The organism is Streptomyces hygroscopicus (assembly GCF_026168105.1).
Classification (GTDB): domain Bacteria; phylum Actinomycetota; class Actinomycetes; order Streptomycetales; family Streptomycetaceae; genus Streptomyces; species Streptomyces hygroscopicus_D.
Genome location: NZ_LBMW01000004.1, coordinates 253645 through 274111 on the forward strand (window position 1 = coordinate 253645; position 20467 = coordinate 274111).

Sequence of the window (20467 nt, forward strand, 5' to 3'; positions counted from 1 at the left end):
ATCGATGGCCACCCTTGCCCCGCAGTCTGTGCCGCTGGCCGGACTGTCCCCGACCTATGCCGCCGCCTCGGCGGGCGGTGACGCTGCCGTCACGGGCAGCGGCCTCGTGCTGCACGTAAAGAACGGCGACGCCGCATCCCACACGGTGACGCTGGTGACGCCGGGTACCGAGCACGGCCTGGCCATCGCCGACCGGGCAGTGACCGTCGCCGCCAGCGGCTCGCAGTTCATCCCGCTGTCCGACGACTACAAGGATCCGTCGACGGGCCTCGCCTCGATCACCTACGACGCCGTCACCTCCGTCACGGTCGCTGTGCTGCGGGTGCCGTGATGGATGTCGTCCGCATGGTGCACCCCAACCTGCCCGGCCGGACCGCCGAGGTGCCCGCCTCCTCCGTGCCGCAGCACCGCCGCGCCGGATGGGAGATCGCACCCGAATCCCCGCCGCCCGCAGAGACCGCCGAGGCCACCAGCAAGCCGCGCAGGCGGCCCACCGCACCAGAGCCGAAGCACGACAGCCCCAGCAAGAAGGACGACACCAAGCCCGACACCGGGCCCGAACGGAGTGATCACTGATGGCCGGTACTCCGCTGACCGCGACCAAGCGCTACATCCGGCCCGGAGTCACCCAGATCCTCTGGGTGCCCTCCGGCGGCATCTCCAACATCAAGGCGCCCACGCGCGCCGAACTCGACGCCGGCACCGACCTGACCGGCGACGTCGCCGACTACGCCGGTTTTGAACTCGCCTCCGATTTCGTCGACACCCCCGACCTCGGCTCCCGGTTCATCTCCCAGATCACCGGGCAGATCAAGCCGCCCAACTCGCAGATCACGTTCTGGGCGGATGACGCATCGGCCGACGTGCGGACCCTCCTGCCGCAGAACACGACGGGCTACATCGTGGTCTTCCCCGAAGGCGACGGGAAGGCGCCCGGGGCGACCGTGAAGGGCACGCTGATGGACGTGTGGCCAGTGAAGGTCGGCTCGGAGGCGATGACGGGCAAGGCCACCGACCCGGGCCAGCGCATCGTGGCGTTCGCGACGACCGACGAGCCCGCGATCAACGTCACCATTCCGACCTGATGGCGCGCCCGCCGCTGGAGGTGGAGGTGCGCGGCGGTCGCGAACTGGCGCGCATTTCCAGGGAGTTGCGGCGCATGGGCGACGGCAAGCAGCTCAAAGCTGAGTTCGGCCGCGAGCTGCGTGCGGTGGCGGCGCCGCTGGTGCCCGCCGTGCGGGCTTCCATCAAGGCCATCCCTGCCGACAGCGGGCATCACTCGGGTCTGCGGGCCCGTCTCGCGCGGGCCACACGGCTGCAGGTCCGCACTGTCGGCAAGCAGGCCGGTGTGTCGATCCAGGTCGACGGCCGCAAAATGCCCAACCACCAAAAGGCCCTGCAGGCGTACATGGAGGGCCTCAAGCGGCCCTGGCGCCACCCGGTGTTCGGGAACACCAACGTGTGGGTGAAGCAGGAGCCGCACCCCTACTTCTACAAGACCGTCCGCCCGCTTGGCGGCGCCTCCCGGGTCGCAGTGAACCGCGTCCTCGACAAAACCGCCCAGAAGATCACCTAGGAAATGAGAACCCTCATGCTGTCCCGCGACCAGATCCTCAACGCCAGCGACCTCACCATCCGGGAAGTGCCTGTCCCGGAGTGGGGCGGAACGGTGCACCTCAAGGCCCTCACCGGGCGGGAGCGGGACGCGTGGGAGGCATCCAACCGGATCCTGCGCGGCAGCGACTGGATTCCGCAGCCCGTCGGCGCCCGCGCCCGTCTCCTGGTGCGCGCGATCGTCGACGAAACCGGTCAGCGGATCTTCGAAGACAAGGACGCTGCAGCGCTCGGCGAGAAGTCGGGCAGCGTCATCGACCGCCTCTTCGACATCGCCGCGGAACTGTCCGGCGTGCAGGACAGCGCGGTCGAAGAGGCGGCGGGAAACTCCGAGGCCGCCCTGAGCGGCTCTTCTACTTCCGACTCGCCCGAGAACTCGGCTGCACTGTCGATGAGCTACTAAGCCGCATCTCCAGCGCCGAACTCACCGAGTGGATGGCGTTCTTCCAGATCGAAAGCGAGCGGCGCGCCGCTGAACGCGAAAGTGATGGGGGTGCGTGATGCCGTCCACCCAGGTCATCTACAACATCGTCGCCCGCGACAACGCCTCCCGCACGTTCACCCGGGTCGCGGACTCCAGCACGCAGCTGGAGCGCGGCATGGGACGGCTCGGCGGCGCCATGAAGTCGGCGCTGGTCGGCCTCGGCGCCGCCGACCTGATCGGTGTCGCCGCCGTCAAGATGGCCGCCGACTTCCAGTCGCAGATGACCCGGGTTGAGACGGGCGCAGGCGAGCTGAAGAAGAACATGGGCCTGGTCTCCGACGGTGTGCTGAAGATGGCCGGGCAGGTCGGGCAGTCCACCAGCTCCCTGACCGCGGGCCTGTACACGGTCGAATCGGCCGGATACCACGGCGCGGACGCCCTCAACGTGCTGCGTAACGCGGCGATGGGTGCGAAGGTCGGCGCCGCCGACCTGGGGACGGTCACCGACGCGGTAACGACCGCCCTCAACGCGTACAAGCTCGGCGCCGGGCAGGCCGCCGAGGTCACCAACGCCCTGATCGCGACGGAATCTGAGGGCAAAACCAACATGGAGGCCCTCGCGGGCAGCCTGTCGACGGTCTTGCCGACAGCCGCCGCCGCCAAGGTCGGCCTCAACGAGGTGTTGGGCGCGATGGCGACGATGACCGCGCAGGGCACCCCGGCCGCAGACGCCGCCACCTACCTGCGGCAGACCATCGGCCAACTGTCCAACCCGTCGGGCAAAGCCGCGCAGGAAATGAAGAGCCTCGGCCTGTCCGCAGTGCAAGTCGGCCAGGAACTCGGCACGAAGGGCCTCGCGGCAACCCTGCAAACGCTGACCGACGCGATCACCAAACACATGGGGCCCGCCGGAACAGTACTGATCCAGCACCTGCAGAAAGCCGCGAAGAACACCACAGACTTCCAGAAAGTCCTCGCCAACCTAGCGCCGGCACAGCAAACCTACGTCGGTGCGCTCGCCACGATGGTCGGCGGCACCAAGTCCATGCAGGCGGCGCTGGAGTTGACCGGCCCGCACATGAAGGACTTCATCAAGAACACGGACGGGATCGCCGAGCACGTCAAAAAGGGCGGCAAGCAGATTGAGGGCTGGGACGCCGTCCAGGCGACGTTCAACCAGAAGCTGGCGGAAGCCAAGTACGGCCTGCAGGCTCTCGCGATCCAGATGGGTACGAAACTGTTGCCCGTCGCTTCGTCGGTCGTGTCGGTCATCGGGACGAAACTCGTTCCTGCGGTCAGTCATTTCGCCGGGTTCCTCACCGACACAGCAATCCCCGACGTAATCAAGTTTGGGGAGTCGCTGGTCAACAAGCTGGTGCCCGTGTCCACGGTGAAGTCCGAGTTCGGTAAGGTCGAGAAGACCGTCTCCGACTTCTTCGATGCGCTGCTCGGCAAGAATGCGGCGAAGGCGAAGAAAGGCATCAGCGTGGCGCCGCCACTGCTGAAGCCGCTGACGCTGACACCGCCGAAGCTGCTCGCCAAGCCTCCCGAGCCGATCCCGTTCCCCGAAATGGAAGGCTTCATCGGGGCCATGCCGAAGAAGTCGAAAGCGACGGATTCGATGGCCAAGACCCTCGGCGACCAGATCCGTAACGCTGTTCAGGGCGGCATCCAGAACATCAAGTGGGGGCCGCTGGGCGCGTCACTGGGCAAGGGCCTGCTGAGCGCATTCGACTGGCTGGCGAAGAACACCGGCCAGATCATGGACAAGCTGCTGAAGGCGTTTTCGAGCATCGACTGGCTGAAGGTCGGCAAGCAGGTCGGCGGCACAGCACTCCCGTTCATCATCGGCTTCGTCAACAACCTGTTCGAGCCGCTGTTCTCCGGCTCGTTCTGGTCGAAGCACTGGTCGGACATTCTGCTGTTCGCAGTGACTTTGATCCCGATCGGAAAGTTTGCGGGTGCTGTCGGGAAGGTCCTGGAGAAAATCCCGTTCCTGAAAATGTTCGCGCCAGTCTTCAAGAGCATCGAGGGCTTGGGCGGCGCGATGGAGAAGCCATTCGGGAAACTGATCAAGGGATTGGGTAAATTCGGCAAATCCGTCTGGGACGGAATCGTCAAGGGATTCACCAAGGTTTTCCCCGAAAGTGCCGGGAAAGTAGGCAAATTCATCGAAGACTTTGCGCTCGGAATCTTCGGCTACTGGGCGCGTTTCGGCGCCGCGGGCGTGCGCCTGATCAAGGGCCTGGGCGACGGAATCCTCAGCATGGGCGAGAAGGTCGGCGAGTGGATCGGCAAGGCCATCGGCTGGCTGATCAAGCCGTTCGCCAAGGCCGGAAGCTGGCTGCTCTCCAAAGGCCGCGACTTCGTCGGCGGCCTCCTCAACGGAATAGCCGACATCGGCAAGACCGTGGGCGGTTGGCTCCTCGACAAGGTGATCAACCCCGGTCTGCACATGTTCATCGACGCGAACGTGTGGCTGATCAGCAAGGGCATGGACCTGATCAGCGGCCTGAAAAACGGCGTCGTGCGGATCGCATCCACCATCGGCCAGTGGCTGTACGCGAACGTCATCTCCCCCGTCGTCGGCGCATTCTCGAAAGCCGGATCATGGCTGTGGGATGCGGGCGGCCACCTGCTGACCGGCCTGAAAAACGGCATCGTCAACGCCGTCAGCGGCATCAGCAGCTGGATCAAATCGAACATCGTCGACCCCGTCGTCAACGCGGTGAAGCACTGGTTCGGCATCCACTCCCCGTCAACCGTTTTCGCCGAACTCGGCGGCCACCTGACAGCAGGCCTCCTCAAAGGCATGGCCAGCACAGGCGGAACCGAGATCGCCAGAATGGTGTTCGGTGACCTGCCGTCCGCACTCGGCCACTTCATCGAGAAGGGCCTCGTATCGATCAGTAACCTGCCCAGCAAGGCGATGAAAGCGCTCGGCAGCCTGGGCGGCGACCTGCTCGGCTTCCTCGGCCTTGGCGGAGGTGGCGGCGGCTCCTCGAAAAACCAGCAGATCGGCGAAACCCTCGCCGCGGCCTACGGCTGGTCCGGCCCCCAGTGGGCGGCACTCAAAAGCCTGTGGAACGGCGAGTCCGGCTGGAACGAGCGCGCCCTCAACGCCTCCAGCGGCGCCTACGGCATCCCGCAATCCCTCCCGGCGAGCAAGATGGCGTCGGCCGGCTCGGACTGGCGCACCAACGCGGCCACCCAGATCAAGTGGGGCCTGGACTACATCAGGTCGGTGTACGGCAACCCCCTCAACGCGTACTCGCAGTGGCTCGCCCGCTCCCCGCACTGGTACGACCAGGGCGGGTTCCTTCCTCCCGGACTGTCGCTGGTGGCGAACGGGCTCGGCCGCCGCGAACCGATGGCCGTTTTCACCCCCGACCAGTGGGCGACCCTGCGGGAACTCGCCGCAGGCCGCGGCGGCAGCACCGGACAGCCCATCGAGGTGCGGGTGTTCATCGGGGAGCAGGAACTCACGGACATCGTGCGCGTCGAGGTCGCGCACGGACACCACGAACTGGCGGCAGCCCTCAACGCAGGACCGGGATGGTGATCGATGGCAATCCCCGGGAACTTCCTGTCGGCTACCACCGAACAGGTCGATCCGGACACGTCCGGGTGGACGACCGTGCAGAACTGCACCAAATCCCTCGGTTCGGGCGGCCGGAACGGCGACGGCTGCCTCATGCTCACCAGCACCGCAGCAGCCGAAATGCAAGCCCGCACCGCCTCCACCTACACCGTCACACCGTGGACCGAGTACTACACGTTCGCTGACGCCAGCTCCTCCACCCAGCCGGAGCGCATCGGCATCCAGTGGCTCGACGACTCCCTCACCCAAATATCGATCACGTGGGGGCTCACCACCGACACGGCGTCCTCGTCGTGGCACCGCATCAGCGTCGCCGGAGTCGCCCCGTCGAACGCCGCCTACGCGCGGGTCATGCTGTCCGCCACCGCCACCGCCAGCGGCAAGACCTCCTTCTTCGAGAACGTGTACCTCGGGCCGCCCATCCGCACCTCCGGCAACCTGTTCACCTTCGACACCGAATCCGGCGGCGAACTCGACGCCAGCGGATGGGTCGCCGAAAACAACAGCACCGTCACCCGCGACGCCCCCGCAGTGGCATGGCCCGTCAACTCGTACAACGCGGGCGGCCACGTCATCAAAATGACCGTCTCCGCGAACGGCTCCGCATCCATGCGGTCCAGCGACCGGCCCGACGCCGAACCGGGCCGCGAATACCTCGCCTACTGCTACCTGAACCCGCCAACCACCAGCGCCTACTGCTGGATGGAGCTGCGCTGGTACGACGCCGTCGGCAACCAGATCGGCGCCCAACAGTCGGTACTGAACCAGCCCGGCACCGGCTGGTACCAGCAGTACGCGTCCGGTGTCGCCCCGGCAGGCACCGCATCCTGCTCCATCGGCATGGGCATCTCCGGCGGCACAGCCGGGCAAGTCCTCCGCGCCGAGGGCGTCGTCGTCATGCTGATGCCCGACCTGTACCCGGGCACCGTCATGCCCTACGCGGACGCCGGATTCGAGCAGGGCATCGGCTCGTGGACCGTCGCATCAGGTGTGGCCACCATCGCCCAGTCAGCGCCGTGGGGAGCCAACGCCTACAGCGGCGAATACGCCCTGACCGTCACCTCCTCCACAGCTACCAAAAGCGTCCTGACCTCCGCCCACTACCCGGTCACAGCCGGCGTGGGCTGGCGCGCCGAAACAGCAGTCAAGGTGACAGCAGGAGCCGCCTGGACCCTCGCCGTCGACCTGGCATGGTACGACTCACTGGGCACACTGATCTCGACAACAGCCACCCCATCCGGATCAATCCCGTTCGACGGGAACTGGTGGCTGGCCTGGTCCGACGTCACAGCACCATCGAACGCGGCGACCGCACAGATCCGAATCTCACTCACAGCCACCGCGGCCACGTCGACAATCCAAGTCGACAACATCGGGCTGTTCGAATCCCTGCCCGCATTCGAAGTCGACCCCGACAACACGCTCGCCCGCATGGTGCTGATCCTGCGGGAACTCGACACCACCCAATACCTCACCCTGTACCGGATCGTCGCCGGACGCCAAACCATCGTGCGAGGCAGCACCGGATACCTCGACAGCACGGCGCTGACCAGCACCCAGCTCACCGTCGAAGACTATGAGGCGCCGCTCGGGCAGGACGTCTCCTACCGGGCCGAGCTGTACACCTCCACCGGCACCCTGGGCTCCCGCCGCGAAGACGGGCCCGTCCAGCTCACCGTGGATGACCCGTCCCTCGTATGGATCAAAGATCCGGTGCAGCCCGAACGGAACGTGCAACTACGCGCCTCAGAACCCCCGGACTGGGCGCGCCCCATCGAACAGTCCGTGCTGCGAGTCCGTGGCCGCCGAAACCCGGTCGTCCTCTCCGACGTCCGCGGCGGCCTCACCGGCACACTCAAAATCTGGACACTCACCGACGCCGAGCGGGAAGCCATGCACTTCGCCCTCGACACCGGCGACACGCTGCTGCTGCAGTTCGCCGCCGGATACGGCCTCGACGACACCTACGTCGCTGTCGGAGAAGCCACCGAAAGCCGCGTGTCGTGGGGCGGGGAACCACGCCGACTGTGGCAGCTCCCCCTCACCCAGGTCGACGCACCCACCGGAGGCACAAGCGGCACCGCAGGCTGGACAGTCCAAGACCTCGCAGCCACCTGGGCGACCGTCCTGGACGTGGTCCACACCTACGCCACCGTACTGGATCTGACCCTCGACCAGCGGGAGACGTAATGTATACGGCTCCCAGCAGCGGCTTTCTGCCGGCGCTGCTGTACTCGCACACGATCGCCACACAGGTCACCCTGATCCGCACCGACGGATCCGAGGAAACCCTGCAGCACACGGGCGGCTCCGTCACCGCAGACCGCGGGCAGGCCACCCGGCGGACCTGCTCGGTGACGCTCGCCGACACCACCCTGATCCCGCGCACCCCAGCCGACCGGCTGTCCGTGTACGGGGCGCAGCTGCGGATCTCCCGCGGCCTGTACATCAGCGGCAGCCCGCAGATGGTCCCGATCGGAATGTTCCGCATCGACAGCGTCGACGGTGACCCCGACGTCGGGCCCGTCACCATCAGCGGGTCAGGGTTCGAGGCGTTCATCCAGGACGACGCCTTCACCGCGCCACGAACCGTGACCTCGGCAACGTCCGCAGTCGCCGGGATCACGGCACTCATCCGGGACACACTGCCAAACGCCACCGTCGTCTCCCGGGTCACGGACACCAGCATCGGCACCCGCACCTGGGACAGGCAGGCCGACCGGTGGGCAGCAATCCAGGAAGTCGCCATAGCCCTCGGCGCCGAAGTGTACGCAGACGCCAACGGCGACTTCGTGATCTCGGCGCTGGCCACACCCTCAGCATCGAACGTGGTGTGGGAAGTCGCCGCCAAAGAAGGCGGCGCCTACGTGTCCGCGAGCCGCGGAATGTCCCGCTCCGGCGTCATCAACTCCTGGACCGCCTACGGAGAAAACTCCACCGACAACACACCGCCAGTACAGGCAACAGTCGAGGACACCGACTCCACCTCACCGACCCACGTGTCCGGCCCGTTCGGACGTGTCCGAGGCTTCTACAGCTCACCGACACTGACCACCACAGGCGCATGCACCTCCGCCGCCACCGCCAAGCTGGCCCTCTCCCTCAAACCCAACGCGAAATGCGACCTCACCGCCATACCCAACCCCCTACTGGAACCCGGCGACGTAATCCGCGTGGTCTACCCAGACGGCGTGCGTGAACTCCACCAAATCCAGTCGCTGACAATCCAACTCGACACCGCAGCCATGTCCATCACCACCATCAGCGCGCAGGAGGCCACGTGACCACCCGGGCAGCCGCGATGCAGGCCGCAGCAAGCATCCGGCGGGCGGCACAAAAGACGGCAGCCGCCGACCCCGTCGCCCACGGCAGCGACTGGCGCCTCGCCACCGTCTCCACCGTCAACACCGACGGAACGATCGTCACCTCCGACGGAATCACCGTGCGCCGCCTGAAGTCCTATCCCGTGCCGTCCGTCGGCGACCAGGTGATGCTCGCCTGGTCGGGGCTCGGCAACTGGATGGTCATCGGCCAGCCGAGCGCCGGAACGACCTGGGCATGGCAGACCATGACGGGCCTCGCGGCCGGAGCCAACTCCAGCCAAAACCCCGGCTACCGGCTCACCGACGACGCCATGGTCGAATTCCGCGGCTCCTGGACGTTCACCAACGCCCCCGTCAACCCGTTCACTCTCACCACACTGCCGACCGGCTACCGGCCGTCAAATGTCCGCGAGTTCGGCATTTGGTCCCCATCGACCGGCACCGCAATCCAATGCCAGGTAGCCACCACAGGCGTCGTCACCGTGTACAGCACCAACAAGTCCTATTGGCTCGACAACACCCGCTTCTCACTCTGACCGCCCAGGAGGAATCACGTGTCCGGCTCACTGACCGACTCCTACGGGCAGTCAATCCCGTACCTCGACTACACCGACAAGCCTGACCTGAAGACCCTCGGCGAGGGCATCGTCGGCGGCCTGACCCCGAAATCCGTGATGAGGTTCGCGTCCGCCTCCGCCCGGGACGCGACCATCACCACGCCAGTGGCGGGCATGGTCGCGTGGCTCAACGACGTCAAACAGTTGGCGTACCACAACGGAACCTCGTGGATCACGATCACGGCAACCGACTGGACGGCACTCACGTTCGCGTCCGGCTACGTCGCCTTCAGCGGCAACCCGGCATACAGGATCATCAACCAGCGGGTTGAGCTCCGGGGCACCGTCGAGAAGAGCGACAGCAGCCCGTTCGCGAAGGGCAGCTTCTTCACGATCTGCACCCTGCCGTCCGCCGCCTGGCCCGCCTACTACCGGTACTTCACCGGCGCAACACAGTGGGCTGCGGACATGTACGGCCGGATCGAAGTCCACCCGGACGGCACCATCCAGTGCCTGATCCCATCGAGCGGCGCCACCGGAGCCGCATGGATCTCCCTCGACCAGGTCGCCTACTCGCTCGTTTAACCCCGCACCCCAGCACACCCCGGCCAGCGGACCGGGGCCATTCGCATGCCCAGGAGCACCATGCCGAATCCCGCCCTCAAGTACGGTCGCCGCGCGCCGAAGCGCGCCCCAGCCCTGTCTTTTTCCCGGTTCTTCACCGGGAAGGTCCCGGCTCACCCTGCCGCGGCCGACTACCTCGCGCGTCTCGCTGACTGGCAGATGCTGGGCAACGATGTGGCCGGGGACTGTGTGGCCGTGACGTGGGCCAACGTTCGCCGTCTCGTTGCCTTCATCGCCGGGGCGGAGAACTACCCATCGCAGGACGAGGTCTGGGAGGTCTACCGGACTCAGAACCCGAACTTCGACCCGAACGGTGACCCGAACGTCAACGGTCCCGGCTCGTCGGCCGACGGCGGCATGGACATCCAGACGTTGCTGGAGTACCTGGTGAAGGTCGGCGGGCCGGACGGGAAGAAGGCGCTCGCGTTCGCCAAGGTCGACCCGACCAAGCCCGACGAGGTCAAGGCTGCGATCTCCATCTTCGGATTCGTATGGACTGGTCTCGTCGTCCAGGACGCCAACATGCAGCAGTTCAACGCGGGCCAGCCGTGGGACTACGTGGCCCGCTCCGCCGACGACGGCGGCCACTCCGTCATCACCGGCGGCTACGGCCCGCCCGGCAAGGGGCCGCTCGGCGGAGACGAACGGTTCATCACCTGGGCGCAGGAGACCAGCTTCACCGACCGGTACTGGAGCCGGAAGGTCGAGGAAGCCTGGGTCGTCATCTTCGAGGAACACCTCCAGCACCCGGCCTTCCAGGAAGGCGTAGACCTCGCAGCGCTCGCCGCGGACTACACCGCTCTCACCGGGAAGCCGTTCCCTGCGGTCGTCCCGCCCCAGCCGGCCCCGATACCGACCCCTCCTCCGTCGCCCACTCCTTCTCCGACTCCTGGACTGGATCCTGACGTGGTTCAAGCGTGGAAGTCGATGAAGGCGTGGGCTGCCAAGAACGGAGTCCAGTGATGGCGCTCTCCGACCTGTCCGTCCTGGACGGCTACAAGACCGGCGGTTTCCCGCCCGGCTACTCGAAGACCTGGCGCACCTTCTACAGCCCCGTCGACAACGTCCACGGCGTGCTCCTCGACCTCATCCGCTCTGCCACAACCAGCCTGGTCGTCGCCTGCTACGGCTTCGACGATGACGAACTCGCTGACGCTCTCCACGAGAAGCTCATCGACGAACACATCTTCGTGCAGCTCAGCCTCGACTCCAGCCAGGCCGGCGGAGTGCACGAGCGGAAGCTCCTGGCCCGCGAGGCGTACCCGGCGTCGTCGATCGCGGTCGGCCGTTCAGAGAAGAACGCGATCATGCACATGAAGCTGCTGGTCGTCGACGGCTTGGACGCCGTGAGTGGCTCGACGAACTGGTCGACGTCCGGGGAGACCCTTCAGGACAACCAGACCACGATCATCAGGGATCCGCTCGAGGCCGCGATGGCGCGCACCCGAGCGGACCACATCCACAGCCACATGCTGCAGGCCGCGGCCGGGAAGCGAGGCGCGGCATGAACAGGTGGCACCTGTACTGGCTGCTGTGGCTGACGGCCGGCTTCGTCGTGCCGGAGGCTTACGCACTGTTCACCAACACGAAGAACACGCTCAGCTGGACGATCTGGTCCTGGTTCGGCGTGAAAGAGGGCGTCCCCGTCTGGCAGTGGAGCCTGGCGCACCTGCTCCTGGCCGTCATCCTGCTGTGGCTGGTCGGGCACCTCGCATTCGGCATCTGGCGCTGAGGAGGGGATCATGAGCGTCTACGGTCAGGACTGGTCTTCGTACCAGTCAGCGTCACCGGACACGTCTGGGCTTGCGTTCGCCTTCATCAAGGTGACGCAGGGCCTCAGCTACACGAACCCTTCGTGGGTGTCGCAGCGTGCCGCCGCACGCAAGGCCGGCCTGGTGGTGGGCTTCTACCACTACCCGAACATCGCGAACTCGCCGGCCGCCGAGGCGGATCACTTCCTGTCCCAGATCAACCTCGTAGCGGGCGACATCCTCTGCCTCGACTGGGAGTGGTACGGACAGAACGTCACCAACGCCCAAGCCCGCGCCTACAAGGACGCCTGGCTCGCCTACGTCAAAGCCAAGGTCCCGGGCCACAAGGTCGGCATCTACTGCGACACCGGCAACTGGAAGAACGTCGACACCAACTCCAACTGCGGCGACTTCCTCTGGATCGCCGACTACACCACCGCCGGACAGCCGCGCGTACAGCACCCTTGGACGTTCCACCAGTACACCGACAGCCCACTGGACAAGGACATCGCCAACTTCGCCACCGCGGCCGACCTGAAGGCGTGGGCCGGTGTGGGCGGCGGTTCGGGCGGCGGCGGAAGCACTGCGGGCGCCGAGATCTACCCGGGCGCGTCGAAGGCCCACTGGTACAGCACCGCCTACCCGGGCGACCCGATGACCGTGAACACGATCGTCTGGCACTCCACGGAGACGCTGGCCCTGCCGGACTACTCGGGCGGGTCGATCGCCCCGACCCTGACCGCGGTCCCCGACTTCAAGACGCAGAAGCTGGTCTGGTACCAGCACTTCGGGTTCGACGAGTCCGCGAGGGCCCTCGTCCACGACAAGACCCAGATCGGCACCAACACCCTGAACGTCGCCCAGGTGGAGATCGTCGGCACCTGCGACCCGACCACACACGCCACCTGGTCGAAGGCGGGCACCGAGCACCTGTACATGCCGGAACTCCCCGACTGGGCCATCGCCGACCTGAACGCGTTCGCCCACTGGGCGCACGACCAGCACGGCGTACCCCTCACGTCCGGCCTCACCTGGAAGCCCTACCCGGCGTCCTACGGCAACAACGGCGTCCGCATGGACACCGCAGCCTGGTCCGCTTTCAAGGGCCACTGCGGCCACCAGCACGTCCCACAGAACGACCACGGCGACCCCGGCCAGTTCCCGATCGCCCAGATCCTGGAGGCAGACATGCCCCTCACCGACGCCGACGCGCAGAAGGTCGCGCTCGCGGTCCTCGGCTACCGCAACGCGGACGCCGAGAAGAAGAACCCGAACATGCCCGACGTGTACGGCTACATCGCCGGAACCAGTGGCGCCGTGGCCTCCCTGACCGCGCAGGTCGGCGCCCTCTCCGGCGCCATCACCGCCCTCACCAAGTCGGGCGGCATCACCGCAGAGCAGGTCCAGGCCGCAGCAGCAGCCGGGGCGAAGGCGGCTCTGGATGAACTTGCTTCAGCACTCGGAAAGGCAGGCGTCTGATGGCCGCTCCCGTAGAGACGAAGGTGAAGGCGGCGACCGCGGTCGGTGTCGCCGTCGGTGTCCTCATCACCCTCCTCAACTCGGTCGTCGGCAACAGCCAGCTCATGGGCTCCATGCCCGCCTGGCTGCAGTCCCTCCTCACCCTCATCGTGCCGCCCCTCGCCACGTTCTGGGCAGGCTGGAAGGCCCCCCACACCCCACAACCCGGACCGAAGCCCGCACCCGAACCCCCCGCGGGCCCGGGTGTTACCCCAGCCGCCTAGCAGGGCGCATTCGGTCGCTGACGAGTACAAGGTAAAAGGACGGTGCGGTGACCGATGACGTTTCCCCGGGCGAGGTGTACAGGCGTCTCGTGGACCACGAACAGCGAACCGACCGAGTCCACGCCTCACTAGACAGCAGAGTCACGGACCTCGCGAAAGACACCGTCACGGTCCGCATGTGGCAGGAAGCCGAACAAGACCGGGACCGCGAAGTCCAAGCCCTCACCGGCCGGGTCTCGAAACTGGAGGAACGGCCCGCGATGACGTTCGGCCGCTGGATCGCCATCCTCACCGTCGCAGCAGCATTCCTAGCACTCGCAGTCCAGGCCTACGGCACGATGAAGGGAGCTAAATGACGGACCCGATCAGGCGGCTCCCGAGGGCATCGGCCCTGGCAGGCGTCGCCCTGTGGATCGTACTGCTGCTCACCGCCGCGTTCGTCGCGTTCGCCCTCAACACGGTCGAATCCTCGAACCGCAAGTTGCAGCAGAGCATCGCAGCCCAAGGCACCGTCATCTCGCAACTCGCCTCCGGCCTGGACACGACCCGCCGCCAGCTGCAGCAACACCACGTCACCCCCGCGGCCCCGCCAGCGCAGAGCATCGTCCAGGGCGTCCAAGGCGTACCCGGCGTCCCGGGGCCGGCTGGCCCGTCCGGCGCGGCGGGTGGTCCCGGCCCGTCGGGCGCACCTGGCACCCCGGGCAGCAACGGCGCCAACGGCAGGAACGGTTCACCCGGCGTGGCAGGCTCACCCGGGCCGGTAGGGCCGTCAGGTGCGGCGGGAGCGCCAGGGAGTCCCGGGCCAGCATCCACCGTCGCCGGACCCGCAGGACCCGCAGGACCGGCAGGGCCCCGCGGCGATACCGGACCGCAGGGACCCAAGGGCGATACCGGCGATCAGGGTCCTGCCGGCCCGCCGCCCAGCGGCTGGACGTTCACCTACACCGACACGCTCGGGCACAGCCAGACGTACAACTGCACCCCGGACTCGGAGGGCTCGACGCACTACAGCTGCCAGCCCACCAGCAGTTCGGGCCCGCTGAAGAAGTCCTCCAGCCCCGCCCGCAGCGCGATCAGCCTCGTCGGGCTCCTCGCCTTCGCCGCCTACCGCCGCCTCGACCCCGCCCACCGCACCGACTGACAGGGAGGCCTCATGCCGATCGCCGTGGGAAACCCCGCACCGTGGCGGCCAGCACCGACCGCGGACATGGACACCCTCGTCGCCCTCGGACGCGAGGAAGCCCCACCAGAACCGTCACCAGACCCACCCCCACCCCTCGCCGAAGACCCGGCCCCGCTCACCACCAGCTGACACCCCCACGAGACCGTGACGCCCCCGCCCTCTGCCAACCGGCAGGGGAGCGGGGGCGCTTCGGCGTAGAGTTGCTGTGCGCGGCCTGGCACTAGGCAAGAGCTGTTCCGACGCCAGCGGGCAACCGTGGAGAGTGCTAAGGAGGGCAGCCGCCGCGCAACCCACCCCGCCCCTCGTGGGCGGGGTTTCTTCATGCCCTGACGGGTGCCGAGTTGGGCCGCAGCACTCTCGATAACATGCCGTATCAGAGCCCCGCTCCGATCGAAGAGCGGGGCTCTTCGTCGTCTCCGGAAGTGCTGGCGATCACCCAACTCTATGGTTGATAATGACAGTTATCCCATACTGAACCGAAGCAGGGGACGATCGTGACGACCCATACGCATCCCTCAGAGCAGGAAGCCGCTGCAACTCTCGCCCGCGAGTGCACCGACCATGCGGCGGTCATCCTCTGGTGCGCCGACCGAGTGCGCTCCGTCGATGACGACCCAGTGGTACAGGACGCCGCCGACTATCTGCACGCCCTGTCCACCAGGGCGCAGGTCGACTCCACCCCGGTCACGGACCGGGCCGTCGTCATCCGCTGGTGCGCACAGCAGATCCACTCCATGGGTGGCAACCACGACATGGAGAGGGCCGCCGAGTATCTGGACGACCTCGCAACCGAGGCCGCAGAGAAGGAATCGACATGACCGCGTTCGACGCCACGTTCACCGACAAGAGGACAGGCCGTTCGGTCACGAAGCGCGTGTACTCCCGGCAGGTGGCCGCCGCTCAGCGAGCCGCACGTGCCAGCGCCGACGGGATCGTCAAGTGGGACTACACGAACGGTCGAGTGATGACCGTCGACTACATCAACCGCAAGGCCGTCTATCGGGAAGTCCAGTGACCGCTCTCGTCCCGCGCCCGTCGGCGGAGCTGTCGACCGACCGGCACGACCCCCGCGACGACTGGCCCGACGAAGCCCGCCAACTCGCCAACCACCTCGCAGGCATCTACGGCGACCACGACCCGCTACCCACCATCGCCGGAGGATGGATCGCACGCCAGAAGAGCCGCCACACCAGGCGCGCCTACGTCCGCACCTTCAAGGCGTGGGAGGAGTACGCCCGCTCCACCGGCATCCACCCGCTGCAGGCGAAGCTGCCGCTCGCCGACGCCTACGCCAAGCACCTCGCCAAGACACCCACCCGCAACGGGCGGCCCCCGGCGGAGACCACGCAGGCCCAAGCCCTCGCCGCCGCCGGGAGCTTCTACACCTACGCCGCCCGCCTCCAGGCCGTCGACAGCGACCCGTTCGCCGCCGTCAACCGACCCTACGTCGACCCCGACTACAGCCCCACCGAAGGCATGACCGAGCAGGAGACGATGCGGCTCATCGAGACCGCCCGCGACTGGGCGCCCCGCTCCTACGCCCTCGTCATGCTCCTCTACCTTACGGGCGCCCGCGTCGACGAGCTGCTGTCGCTGAACGCCGACCAGCTCGGCTACGACCGAGGACACCGCACACTGCCCCTCACCCAGAAGGGCGGCAAGAAACGGCCCGCACCCGTGCCGCCGCTCGCCCTCGACGCGCTCCTCGCCTACCTCGGCGACCGCACCGACGGTCCGCTGTTTGTTACGGACTCCGGGCGTCGCTGGACGCAGCCCGAAGTCTGGAAGCACCTCCGCGTCCTCGCCCGCCGCGCAGGCATCCCCCAAGCCGCCACGATCAAGCCCCACACGCTGCGGCACCAGTTCATCACCGACAACCTCGCCAACGGCGTCCCACTCCAAGACGTCCAAGACGCCGTCAGCCACTCCGACCCGCGCACCACCCAGCGATACAACCGGCGACGACGCCAACTCGACAACCACCCCGCCTACGCCCTCGCCGCCAAGCTCGGCGAACGGCTGCAGCGAGACGAGACCGAGTAGTGCCACGGATTCCGCGGCCGATCTCTATCGCTGTGGCTGGTTTGTGGTGCATGGTGTTCGTGCGTCGGTCGAGCCCCCCAGGTGAGACCCCGCAACCGGGCCCTGCCGTTCGCTGCGAGCGGTAGGGCCCGCCGCGCCTCCCGGCTCCCCACGGGAGGCTCCGCGGCTGCCCTAGACGAATCGCCGCATGCGAGGGTCGAGCTTCCCGAGGGTGCACATCCACACCATCATGTCCATCATCCCGAAGCTCAGCCGCAGCGACAGCCGCAGCAGCGTGATCGCCAACCCGATCATCTCGTCCCCCTCCTGTGGTGGAGGCAGGACTGTACGCGTGCGCCCCGGCGCTGTGGGGCTATATCAGGTGATCTCGCCGGAACGGGGTACCTAGTCGAGGATCCCCAGCTTGGTGTCGGGCCGGCAGAACTCGCACGACATGAAGAACTTGCGGTCTTTGCTGAGGGCGGCCCGGGCGTCGTCGGGGCTGATGGGCCGGGTTTCACGCTGGGTCATGGTGCAGTCGGCGAGGTGGATGGTCGCCCCGAGCGGGTGGCTCTCGCGGAGCTTCTGCTCCAGCTTGTACTCGACCGGCCGCGCCTGCTGCTGCTCGAGGTCGGCGATCTTCCGCCGGGTCTGGTCGAGCTGCCAGGCGAGCCACTCCTCGAGGGCCTTCAGCTTGGCGAGACGCTCACTCGGCGAAAGATCGGGCATGGGCCGAGTCTATGGGTAATCGAACAGTCTTGCGACTCGGGCGGGTCCCGCCTACAGTGAGCCCCGCCCAGTACGCCCGTAACGGACTGGCACCGCGGCGCCCCCGCCTATCCACCCCGGCGGAGGGCGCCGCGGCACGCGCAGGCGACTCCCGGGGCTCGACGTACCGTGGGGGCGTGACCGACCCTGAGCGCTTCCACCTCACCCTGCACCTGGACGGCCGGCCCGTCCTCGACGGCTGGTGGGGCGACGAGGCGACCGCGCGGAAGAAGTTCCGGGAGGCGGTCGGCGACTACGGCCGCGACGGTGCGCGCATCGCCCTCACCGACACCGAGACCGGGGAGCAGCTGGCCAGCTGGCCGTAGCTGCGTTGTCGGTGGCGGTCGCTACGCTGGGCTCGTCATATCAGCAGCAGCTGGCACTGTGCTGAAGCCCCGCCCGGAGTGATGCCCGGCCGGGGCGCGCTGCTGTCAGGCCTCAGCCGTCTCGGGCTCCGGCCACCGCACGGTCTTCTTCACGGCCATCTCGACCTCAACCCGGCTCTGCCCGGTCGCCTCTGCGTGCGCGGTGACGGCGGCCTGGAACACGCCTGCCGCGTCCCGCCACCGCTCCCACTGCGCGGTGTAGGCGGCGCCGTCGAGGCCTGCCAGGGCGGTACGGGCCTGCTCGGCGGCGCGTTCGAGGGTGATGAGGTCGTCGGGTATGTCCACGACGGGATCCTACGACTCGCCGTCTGCTGCTCCGCGCTCGCGTCGTCGGCGCGTGACATAGCGATGCAGGTCGGAGTTGATGACGTCCGTGATGGTGCGCCCTTCCATCTTTGCCTCGGCCATTGCTGCGTCCCACAGCTCCTTCGGGACGCGCACGTTGTGCTTCGGTGTCTCGCCTGTTGCCGGTCGGGCCACTGCAACCATCCTCTCTTTATGTAGGTACAGAAACTAGCATCCACCTGCCAGGAAGACTTGACAAGGGTGATCGGTGGGCGCATTCTGTAGGTACAGAAACAGGCGCTAGCCAGGGAGGTAGAGATGGCCACCGCTCACACCAAGCCGATCAACAGCATGAACATTCCGGGCACCTTCGAGGTCTTCAACACGAGGACTGGCCGCTGGCACGGAACCCACACTGAGTTCAAGGTCGCGGAGGCCTCCGTGGAGCTGCTCAACCAGAAGTCCAATGGCCCCCGCTACACCTGGTGGTGCGTGCGATGAGCAGCCCGAACGAGTGGCTCAGAAAGGGTGAGCTTGTCACCCTGGGCAGGTCCAACTTCACTTACCAGGTGATAGACGCGGCCCCCACCGCGCACAAGGTCGGCCTCTTCACCGAGCGCGAGGCGCGGCGCAACCCGATGATCTACCGTCTCCGCAACCTGGAGAGCGGCAGCGAGATGTGCCTCAGCCACAGTGCAATCACCGAGGAAGAGCTCAAAACGCGACGGCCTCAATGAGCCGGCGCTCCCTTGAAGGGCCGCCCGCCGTACAGCGATGCCCCGGCTGAGGAAAGCAGCCGGGGCACCGTTGCGTCAGCCTACGTCACGTCGTCCCGGCCGCCCCGGCGTGCGCGTCACCGGAGCGCTCCCCTCGCGCGGCATGCCGCCGGGCATGGCGGCCGACCGGTAGGGCAGCATGTGCTCAGCCACAGCACGTCCATGAGGGGTCGTCATGCGCTCCACGTCGAGAGCCACAGCGTCTGTACTGCTCGCCGCCACCTGCCTGGCAGGCTGCAACTCCACTACCGCCACACCCACCCACCACAAGACCTCGAGCCGAACAGCGGCGGGCCCCTCGGGAGCAGCCGCGCCGAGCGGGACGTCAACAATCCCCGTCGGAGCCGGACCGCAGACGACGTACACCGTGCAGAAGCAGCCCCCCGCAGGCAGCTGCCACTACCGCACCGACAAGGGCGAACCGCTCGAGGACCCGAACTGCACCCCCGGCGCCATCTCCCCAGCCGTCACCCAGACCAACCTCAAGACGACGATCTGCCGCAAGGGCGGCTACACCAAAGGCATCCGGCCGCCCGCCTCCATCACCGGGCAGGAGAAGCGACTCAACGCCGCCTCCTACGGCTACACCGGCCGCCTCGGAGACGCCGAATACGACCACCTCGTGAGCCTCGAACTGGGAGGCGACCCCAACGACGCCCGCAACCTGTGGGTCGAACCGGCAGACCCCGGCCACACGGGTAGCGGGGTCAACAACAAGAAGGACCCCGTCGAGTCGCAGCTCCACACCGCGGTCTGCAGTGGGAAGGTCACCCTCGCTGCCGCGCAGCAGGCCATCGTCACCGACTGGACCACCGCACTCAGCCGCCTCGGCCTCGGCTGAGACCCCGCGCGCCGGCTCCCTCTCGCTACTGGCGGGAGGGAGCTTTTGCTATGCCGCTTCGACGATCTCGCCCCGCTCGGCTGCGACGGCGACCGTCCACTCGGCGACCAGCAGCTCGTACCGCTCCCGGGTCTCCCCGTACAGCCAGCCGCCAGCGGCTACGACCAAGCGGCGAATGTCGTCGTTGACGACGTCGGACGGGCGCACACGACCCTGCGGCGGGGGAGCGGCGGACATGATCCGATTCTAGTGGCGGGCACTGTCAGCGGGCCACGAATCGGCCCCCCTGGGCCGACGCTCAATCCTCGCCGGGCGCGGGCGGCAGCTCCGTGTGCCCCTCCGACCAGTGATTCACCCAACCGCAGCCGCCGCACGAGTACCGGCCGTTGATCCCCGACACTTCCGTACCGCACTTACGGCAGCCGATGGTCGTGATCTCCTGTCCGGCAAGGAATGCCGCCGCCCGGGCCGCCGTCTCCTGATCCTCCGTCACGATGGCGACCCTACCCGCGGACTGGGCGCACTACCGGAAATCGGCCCGCACTGCGGACACGACCACGAGCCACCCGG

General features: G+C 67.3%; 30 protein-coding genes. 24 read left to right on the plus strand and 6 right to left on the minus strand.

Annotated elements, in window-relative coordinates:
- The first annotated feature begins 4 nt into the window (after positions 1–4).
- The 20 genes from AAW14_RS06825 to AAW14_RS06920 all read left to right on the plus strand — a co-directional run bounded on the left by AAW14_RS06825 (position 5) and on the right by AAW14_RS06920 (position 16862).
- Positions 5–331, plus strand: a complete 327-nt coding sequence (locus AAW14_RS06825) for a hypothetical protein (protein WP_265560931.1) — start codon at positions 5–7, stop codon at positions 329–331.
- A gap of 14 nt (positions 332–345) precedes the next feature.
- Entirely contained in the window at positions 346–576 is a 231-nt protein-coding gene (locus tag AAW14_RS06830) for a hypothetical protein (RefSeq protein WP_265560933.1), read from the plus strand.
- Entirely contained in the window at positions 576–1085 is a 510-nt protein-coding gene (locus AAW14_RS06835) for a hypothetical protein (protein ID WP_265560935.1), read from the plus strand. Before AAW14_RS06830 ends, AAW14_RS06835 begins: the two co-directional genes overlap by 1 nt.
- Positions 1085–1576, plus strand: a complete 492-nt coding sequence (locus tag AAW14_RS06840; protein WP_265560937.1) for a hypothetical protein — start codon at positions 1085–1087, stop codon at positions 1574–1576. The genes AAW14_RS06835 and AAW14_RS06840 overlap by 1 nt, the downstream gene beginning before the upstream one ends.
- Before the next feature lie 15 nt (positions 1577–1591).
- Complete coding sequence (locus tag AAW14_RS06845) at positions 1592–2017, plus strand: phage tail assembly chaperone (protein ID WP_265560939.1); 426 nt, start codon at positions 1592–1594, stop codon at positions 2015–2017.
- A 97-nt stretch (positions 2018–2114) separates the two neighbouring features.
- Positions 2115–5600: a phage tail tape measure protein gene (locus AAW14_RS06850; protein ID WP_265560941.1), complete on the plus strand. Its 3486-nt coding sequence runs from the start codon at positions 2115–2117 to the stop codon at positions 5598–5600.
- A gap of 3 nt (positions 5601–5603) precedes the next feature.
- Positions 5604–7829: a hypothetical protein gene (locus AAW14_RS06855; protein WP_265560943.1), complete on the plus strand. Its 2226-nt coding sequence runs from the start codon at positions 5604–5606 to the stop codon at positions 7827–7829.
- A complete protein-coding gene (locus AAW14_RS06860; protein WP_265560945.1) occupies positions 7829–8923 on the plus strand; it encodes a DUF5047 domain-containing protein in 1095 nt (364 codons plus the stop codon). The genes AAW14_RS06855 and AAW14_RS06860 overlap by 1 nt, the downstream gene beginning before the upstream one ends.
- Entirely contained in the window at positions 8920–9498 is a 579-nt protein-coding gene (locus AAW14_RS06865) for a hypothetical protein (protein WP_265560947.1), read from the plus strand. The genes AAW14_RS06860 and AAW14_RS06865 overlap by 4 nt, the downstream gene beginning before the upstream one ends.
- Positions 9499–9516: 18 nt before the next feature.
- Positions 9517–10104 (plus strand): hypothetical protein, encoded by a 588-nt coding sequence (locus tag AAW14_RS06870; protein ID WP_265560949.1) that lies wholly within the window; start codon positions 9517–9519, stop codon positions 10102–10104.
- 60 nt (positions 10105–10164) lie between these two features.
- Positions 10165–11106 carry a hypothetical protein gene (locus AAW14_RS06875; RefSeq protein ID WP_265560952.1) on the plus strand — a complete coding sequence of 314 codons (942 nt, stop codon included), beginning with the start codon at positions 10165–10167 and terminating at the stop codon, positions 11104–11106.
- Complete coding sequence (locus AAW14_RS06880) at positions 11106–11651, plus strand: phospholipase D-like domain-containing protein (RefSeq protein WP_265560954.1); 546 nt, start codon at positions 11106–11108, stop codon at positions 11649–11651. Before AAW14_RS06875 ends, AAW14_RS06880 begins: the two co-directional genes overlap by 1 nt.
- The gene (locus AAW14_RS06885) at positions 11648–11875 is read left to right on the plus strand and encodes a hypothetical protein (protein ID WP_265560956.1); all 228 of its coding nucleotides are present in this window, start codon (positions 11648–11650) and stop codon (positions 11873–11875) included. The genes AAW14_RS06880 and AAW14_RS06885 overlap by 4 nt, the downstream gene beginning before the upstream one ends.
- A 10-nt stretch (positions 11876–11885) precedes the next feature.
- Positions 11886–13373 carry a glycoside hydrolase family 25 protein gene (locus tag AAW14_RS06890; protein WP_265560959.1) on the plus strand — a complete coding sequence of 496 codons (1488 nt, stop codon included), beginning with the start codon at positions 11886–11888 and terminating at the stop codon, positions 13371–13373.
- Positions 13373–13636 (plus strand): holin, encoded by a 264-nt coding sequence (locus AAW14_RS06895; RefSeq protein ID WP_265560961.1) that lies wholly within the window; start codon positions 13373–13375, stop codon positions 13634–13636. The genes AAW14_RS06890 and AAW14_RS06895 overlap by 1 nt, the downstream gene beginning before the upstream one ends.
- 47 nt (positions 13637–13683) lie before the next feature.
- Positions 13684–13992 (plus strand): hypothetical protein, encoded by a 309-nt coding sequence (locus AAW14_RS06900; protein ID WP_265560963.1) that lies wholly within the window; start codon positions 13684–13686, stop codon positions 13990–13992.
- Entirely contained in the window at positions 13989–14777 is a 789-nt protein-coding gene (locus AAW14_RS06905; RefSeq protein WP_265560965.1) for a hypothetical protein, read from the plus strand. The genes AAW14_RS06900 and AAW14_RS06905 overlap by 4 nt, the downstream gene beginning before the upstream one ends.
- A 536-nt stretch (positions 14778–15313) precedes the next feature.
- The gene (locus tag AAW14_RS06910) at positions 15314–15637 is read left to right on the plus strand and encodes a hypothetical protein (RefSeq protein ID WP_265560967.1); all 324 of its coding nucleotides are present in this window, start codon (positions 15314–15316) and stop codon (positions 15635–15637) included.
- The gene (locus AAW14_RS06915) at positions 15634–15834 is read left to right on the plus strand and encodes a hypothetical protein (RefSeq protein ID WP_265560969.1); all 201 of its coding nucleotides are present in this window, start codon (positions 15634–15636) and stop codon (positions 15832–15834) included. Before AAW14_RS06910 ends, AAW14_RS06915 begins: the two co-directional genes overlap by 4 nt.
- Positions 15831–16862: a tyrosine-type recombinase/integrase gene (locus tag AAW14_RS06920; protein ID WP_265560971.1), complete on the plus strand. Its 1032-nt coding sequence runs from the start codon at positions 15831–15833 to the stop codon at positions 16860–16862. The genes AAW14_RS06915 and AAW14_RS06920 overlap by 4 nt, the downstream gene beginning before the upstream one ends.
- A 171-nt stretch (positions 16863–17033) precedes the next feature.
- On the opposite strand, the gene AAW14_RS06925 is transcribed toward AAW14_RS06920, so the two are convergent.
- Together AAW14_RS06925 and AAW14_RS06930 are read right to left on the minus strand one after the other, a co-directional pair.
- Entirely contained in the window at positions 17034–17156 is a 123-nt protein-coding gene (locus tag AAW14_RS06925) for a hypothetical protein (protein WP_265560973.1), read from the minus strand.
- 90 nt (positions 17157–17246) lie between these two features.
- Complete coding sequence (locus tag AAW14_RS06930; RefSeq protein ID WP_265560974.1) at positions 17247–17570, minus strand: DUF6233 domain-containing protein; 324 nt, start codon at positions 17568–17570, stop codon at positions 17247–17249.
- 176 nt (positions 17571–17746) lie between these two features.
- Between AAW14_RS06930 and AAW14_RS06935 the strand changes: the two genes are divergently transcribed.
- A complete protein-coding gene (locus tag AAW14_RS06935) occupies positions 17747–17935 on the plus strand; it encodes a hypothetical protein (protein WP_265560976.1) in 189 nt (62 codons plus the stop codon).
- 105 nt (positions 17936–18040) lie between these two features.
- Here AAW14_RS06935 and AAW14_RS06940 read toward each other — a convergent pair whose 3' ends face one another.
- Both AAW14_RS06940 and AAW14_RS06945 read right to left on the minus strand, forming a co-directional pair.
- Positions 18041–18280, minus strand: a complete 240-nt coding sequence (locus AAW14_RS06940; RefSeq protein WP_265560978.1) for a hypothetical protein — start codon at positions 18278–18280, stop codon at positions 18041–18043.
- 9 nt (positions 18281–18289) lie between these two features.
- Positions 18290–18475 (minus strand): hypothetical protein, encoded by a 186-nt coding sequence (locus tag AAW14_RS06945; RefSeq protein WP_265560980.1) that lies wholly within the window; start codon positions 18473–18475, stop codon positions 18290–18292.
- Positions 18476–18598: 123 nt separating this feature from the next.
- Between AAW14_RS06945 and AAW14_RS06950 the strand changes: the two genes are divergently transcribed.
- The 3 genes from AAW14_RS06950 to AAW14_RS06960 all read left to right on the plus strand — a co-directional run bounded on the left by AAW14_RS06950 (position 18599) and on the right by AAW14_RS06960 (position 19897).
- Entirely contained in the window at positions 18599–18781 is a 183-nt protein-coding gene (locus tag AAW14_RS06950; RefSeq protein WP_265560983.1) for a hypothetical protein, read from the plus strand.
- Positions 18778–19017 (plus strand): hypothetical protein, encoded by a 240-nt coding sequence (locus tag AAW14_RS06955; protein ID WP_265560985.1) that lies wholly within the window; start codon positions 18778–18780, stop codon positions 19015–19017. The genes AAW14_RS06950 and AAW14_RS06955 overlap by 4 nt, the downstream gene beginning before the upstream one ends.
- A 214-nt stretch (positions 19018–19231) precedes the next feature.
- Positions 19232–19897, plus strand: coding sequence for a hypothetical protein (locus tag AAW14_RS06960; protein WP_265560987.1), 666 nt, complete (start codon positions 19232–19234; stop codon positions 19895–19897).
- Positions 19898–19945: 48 nt separating this feature from the next.
- Here AAW14_RS06960 and AAW14_RS06965 read toward each other — a convergent pair whose 3' ends face one another.
- Together AAW14_RS06965 and AAW14_RS06970 are read right to left on the minus strand one after the other, a co-directional pair.
- The gene (locus AAW14_RS06965; RefSeq protein WP_265560989.1) at positions 19946–20134 is read right to left on the minus strand and encodes a hypothetical protein; all 189 of its coding nucleotides are present in this window, start codon (positions 20132–20134) and stop codon (positions 19946–19948) included.
- Positions 20135–20195: 61 nt separating this feature from the next.
- The gene (locus AAW14_RS06970) at positions 20196–20390 is read right to left on the minus strand and encodes a hypothetical protein (protein ID WP_322741015.1); all 195 of its coding nucleotides are present in this window, start codon (positions 20388–20390) and stop codon (positions 20196–20198) included.
- Positions 20391–20467 lie beyond the last annotated feature (77 nt).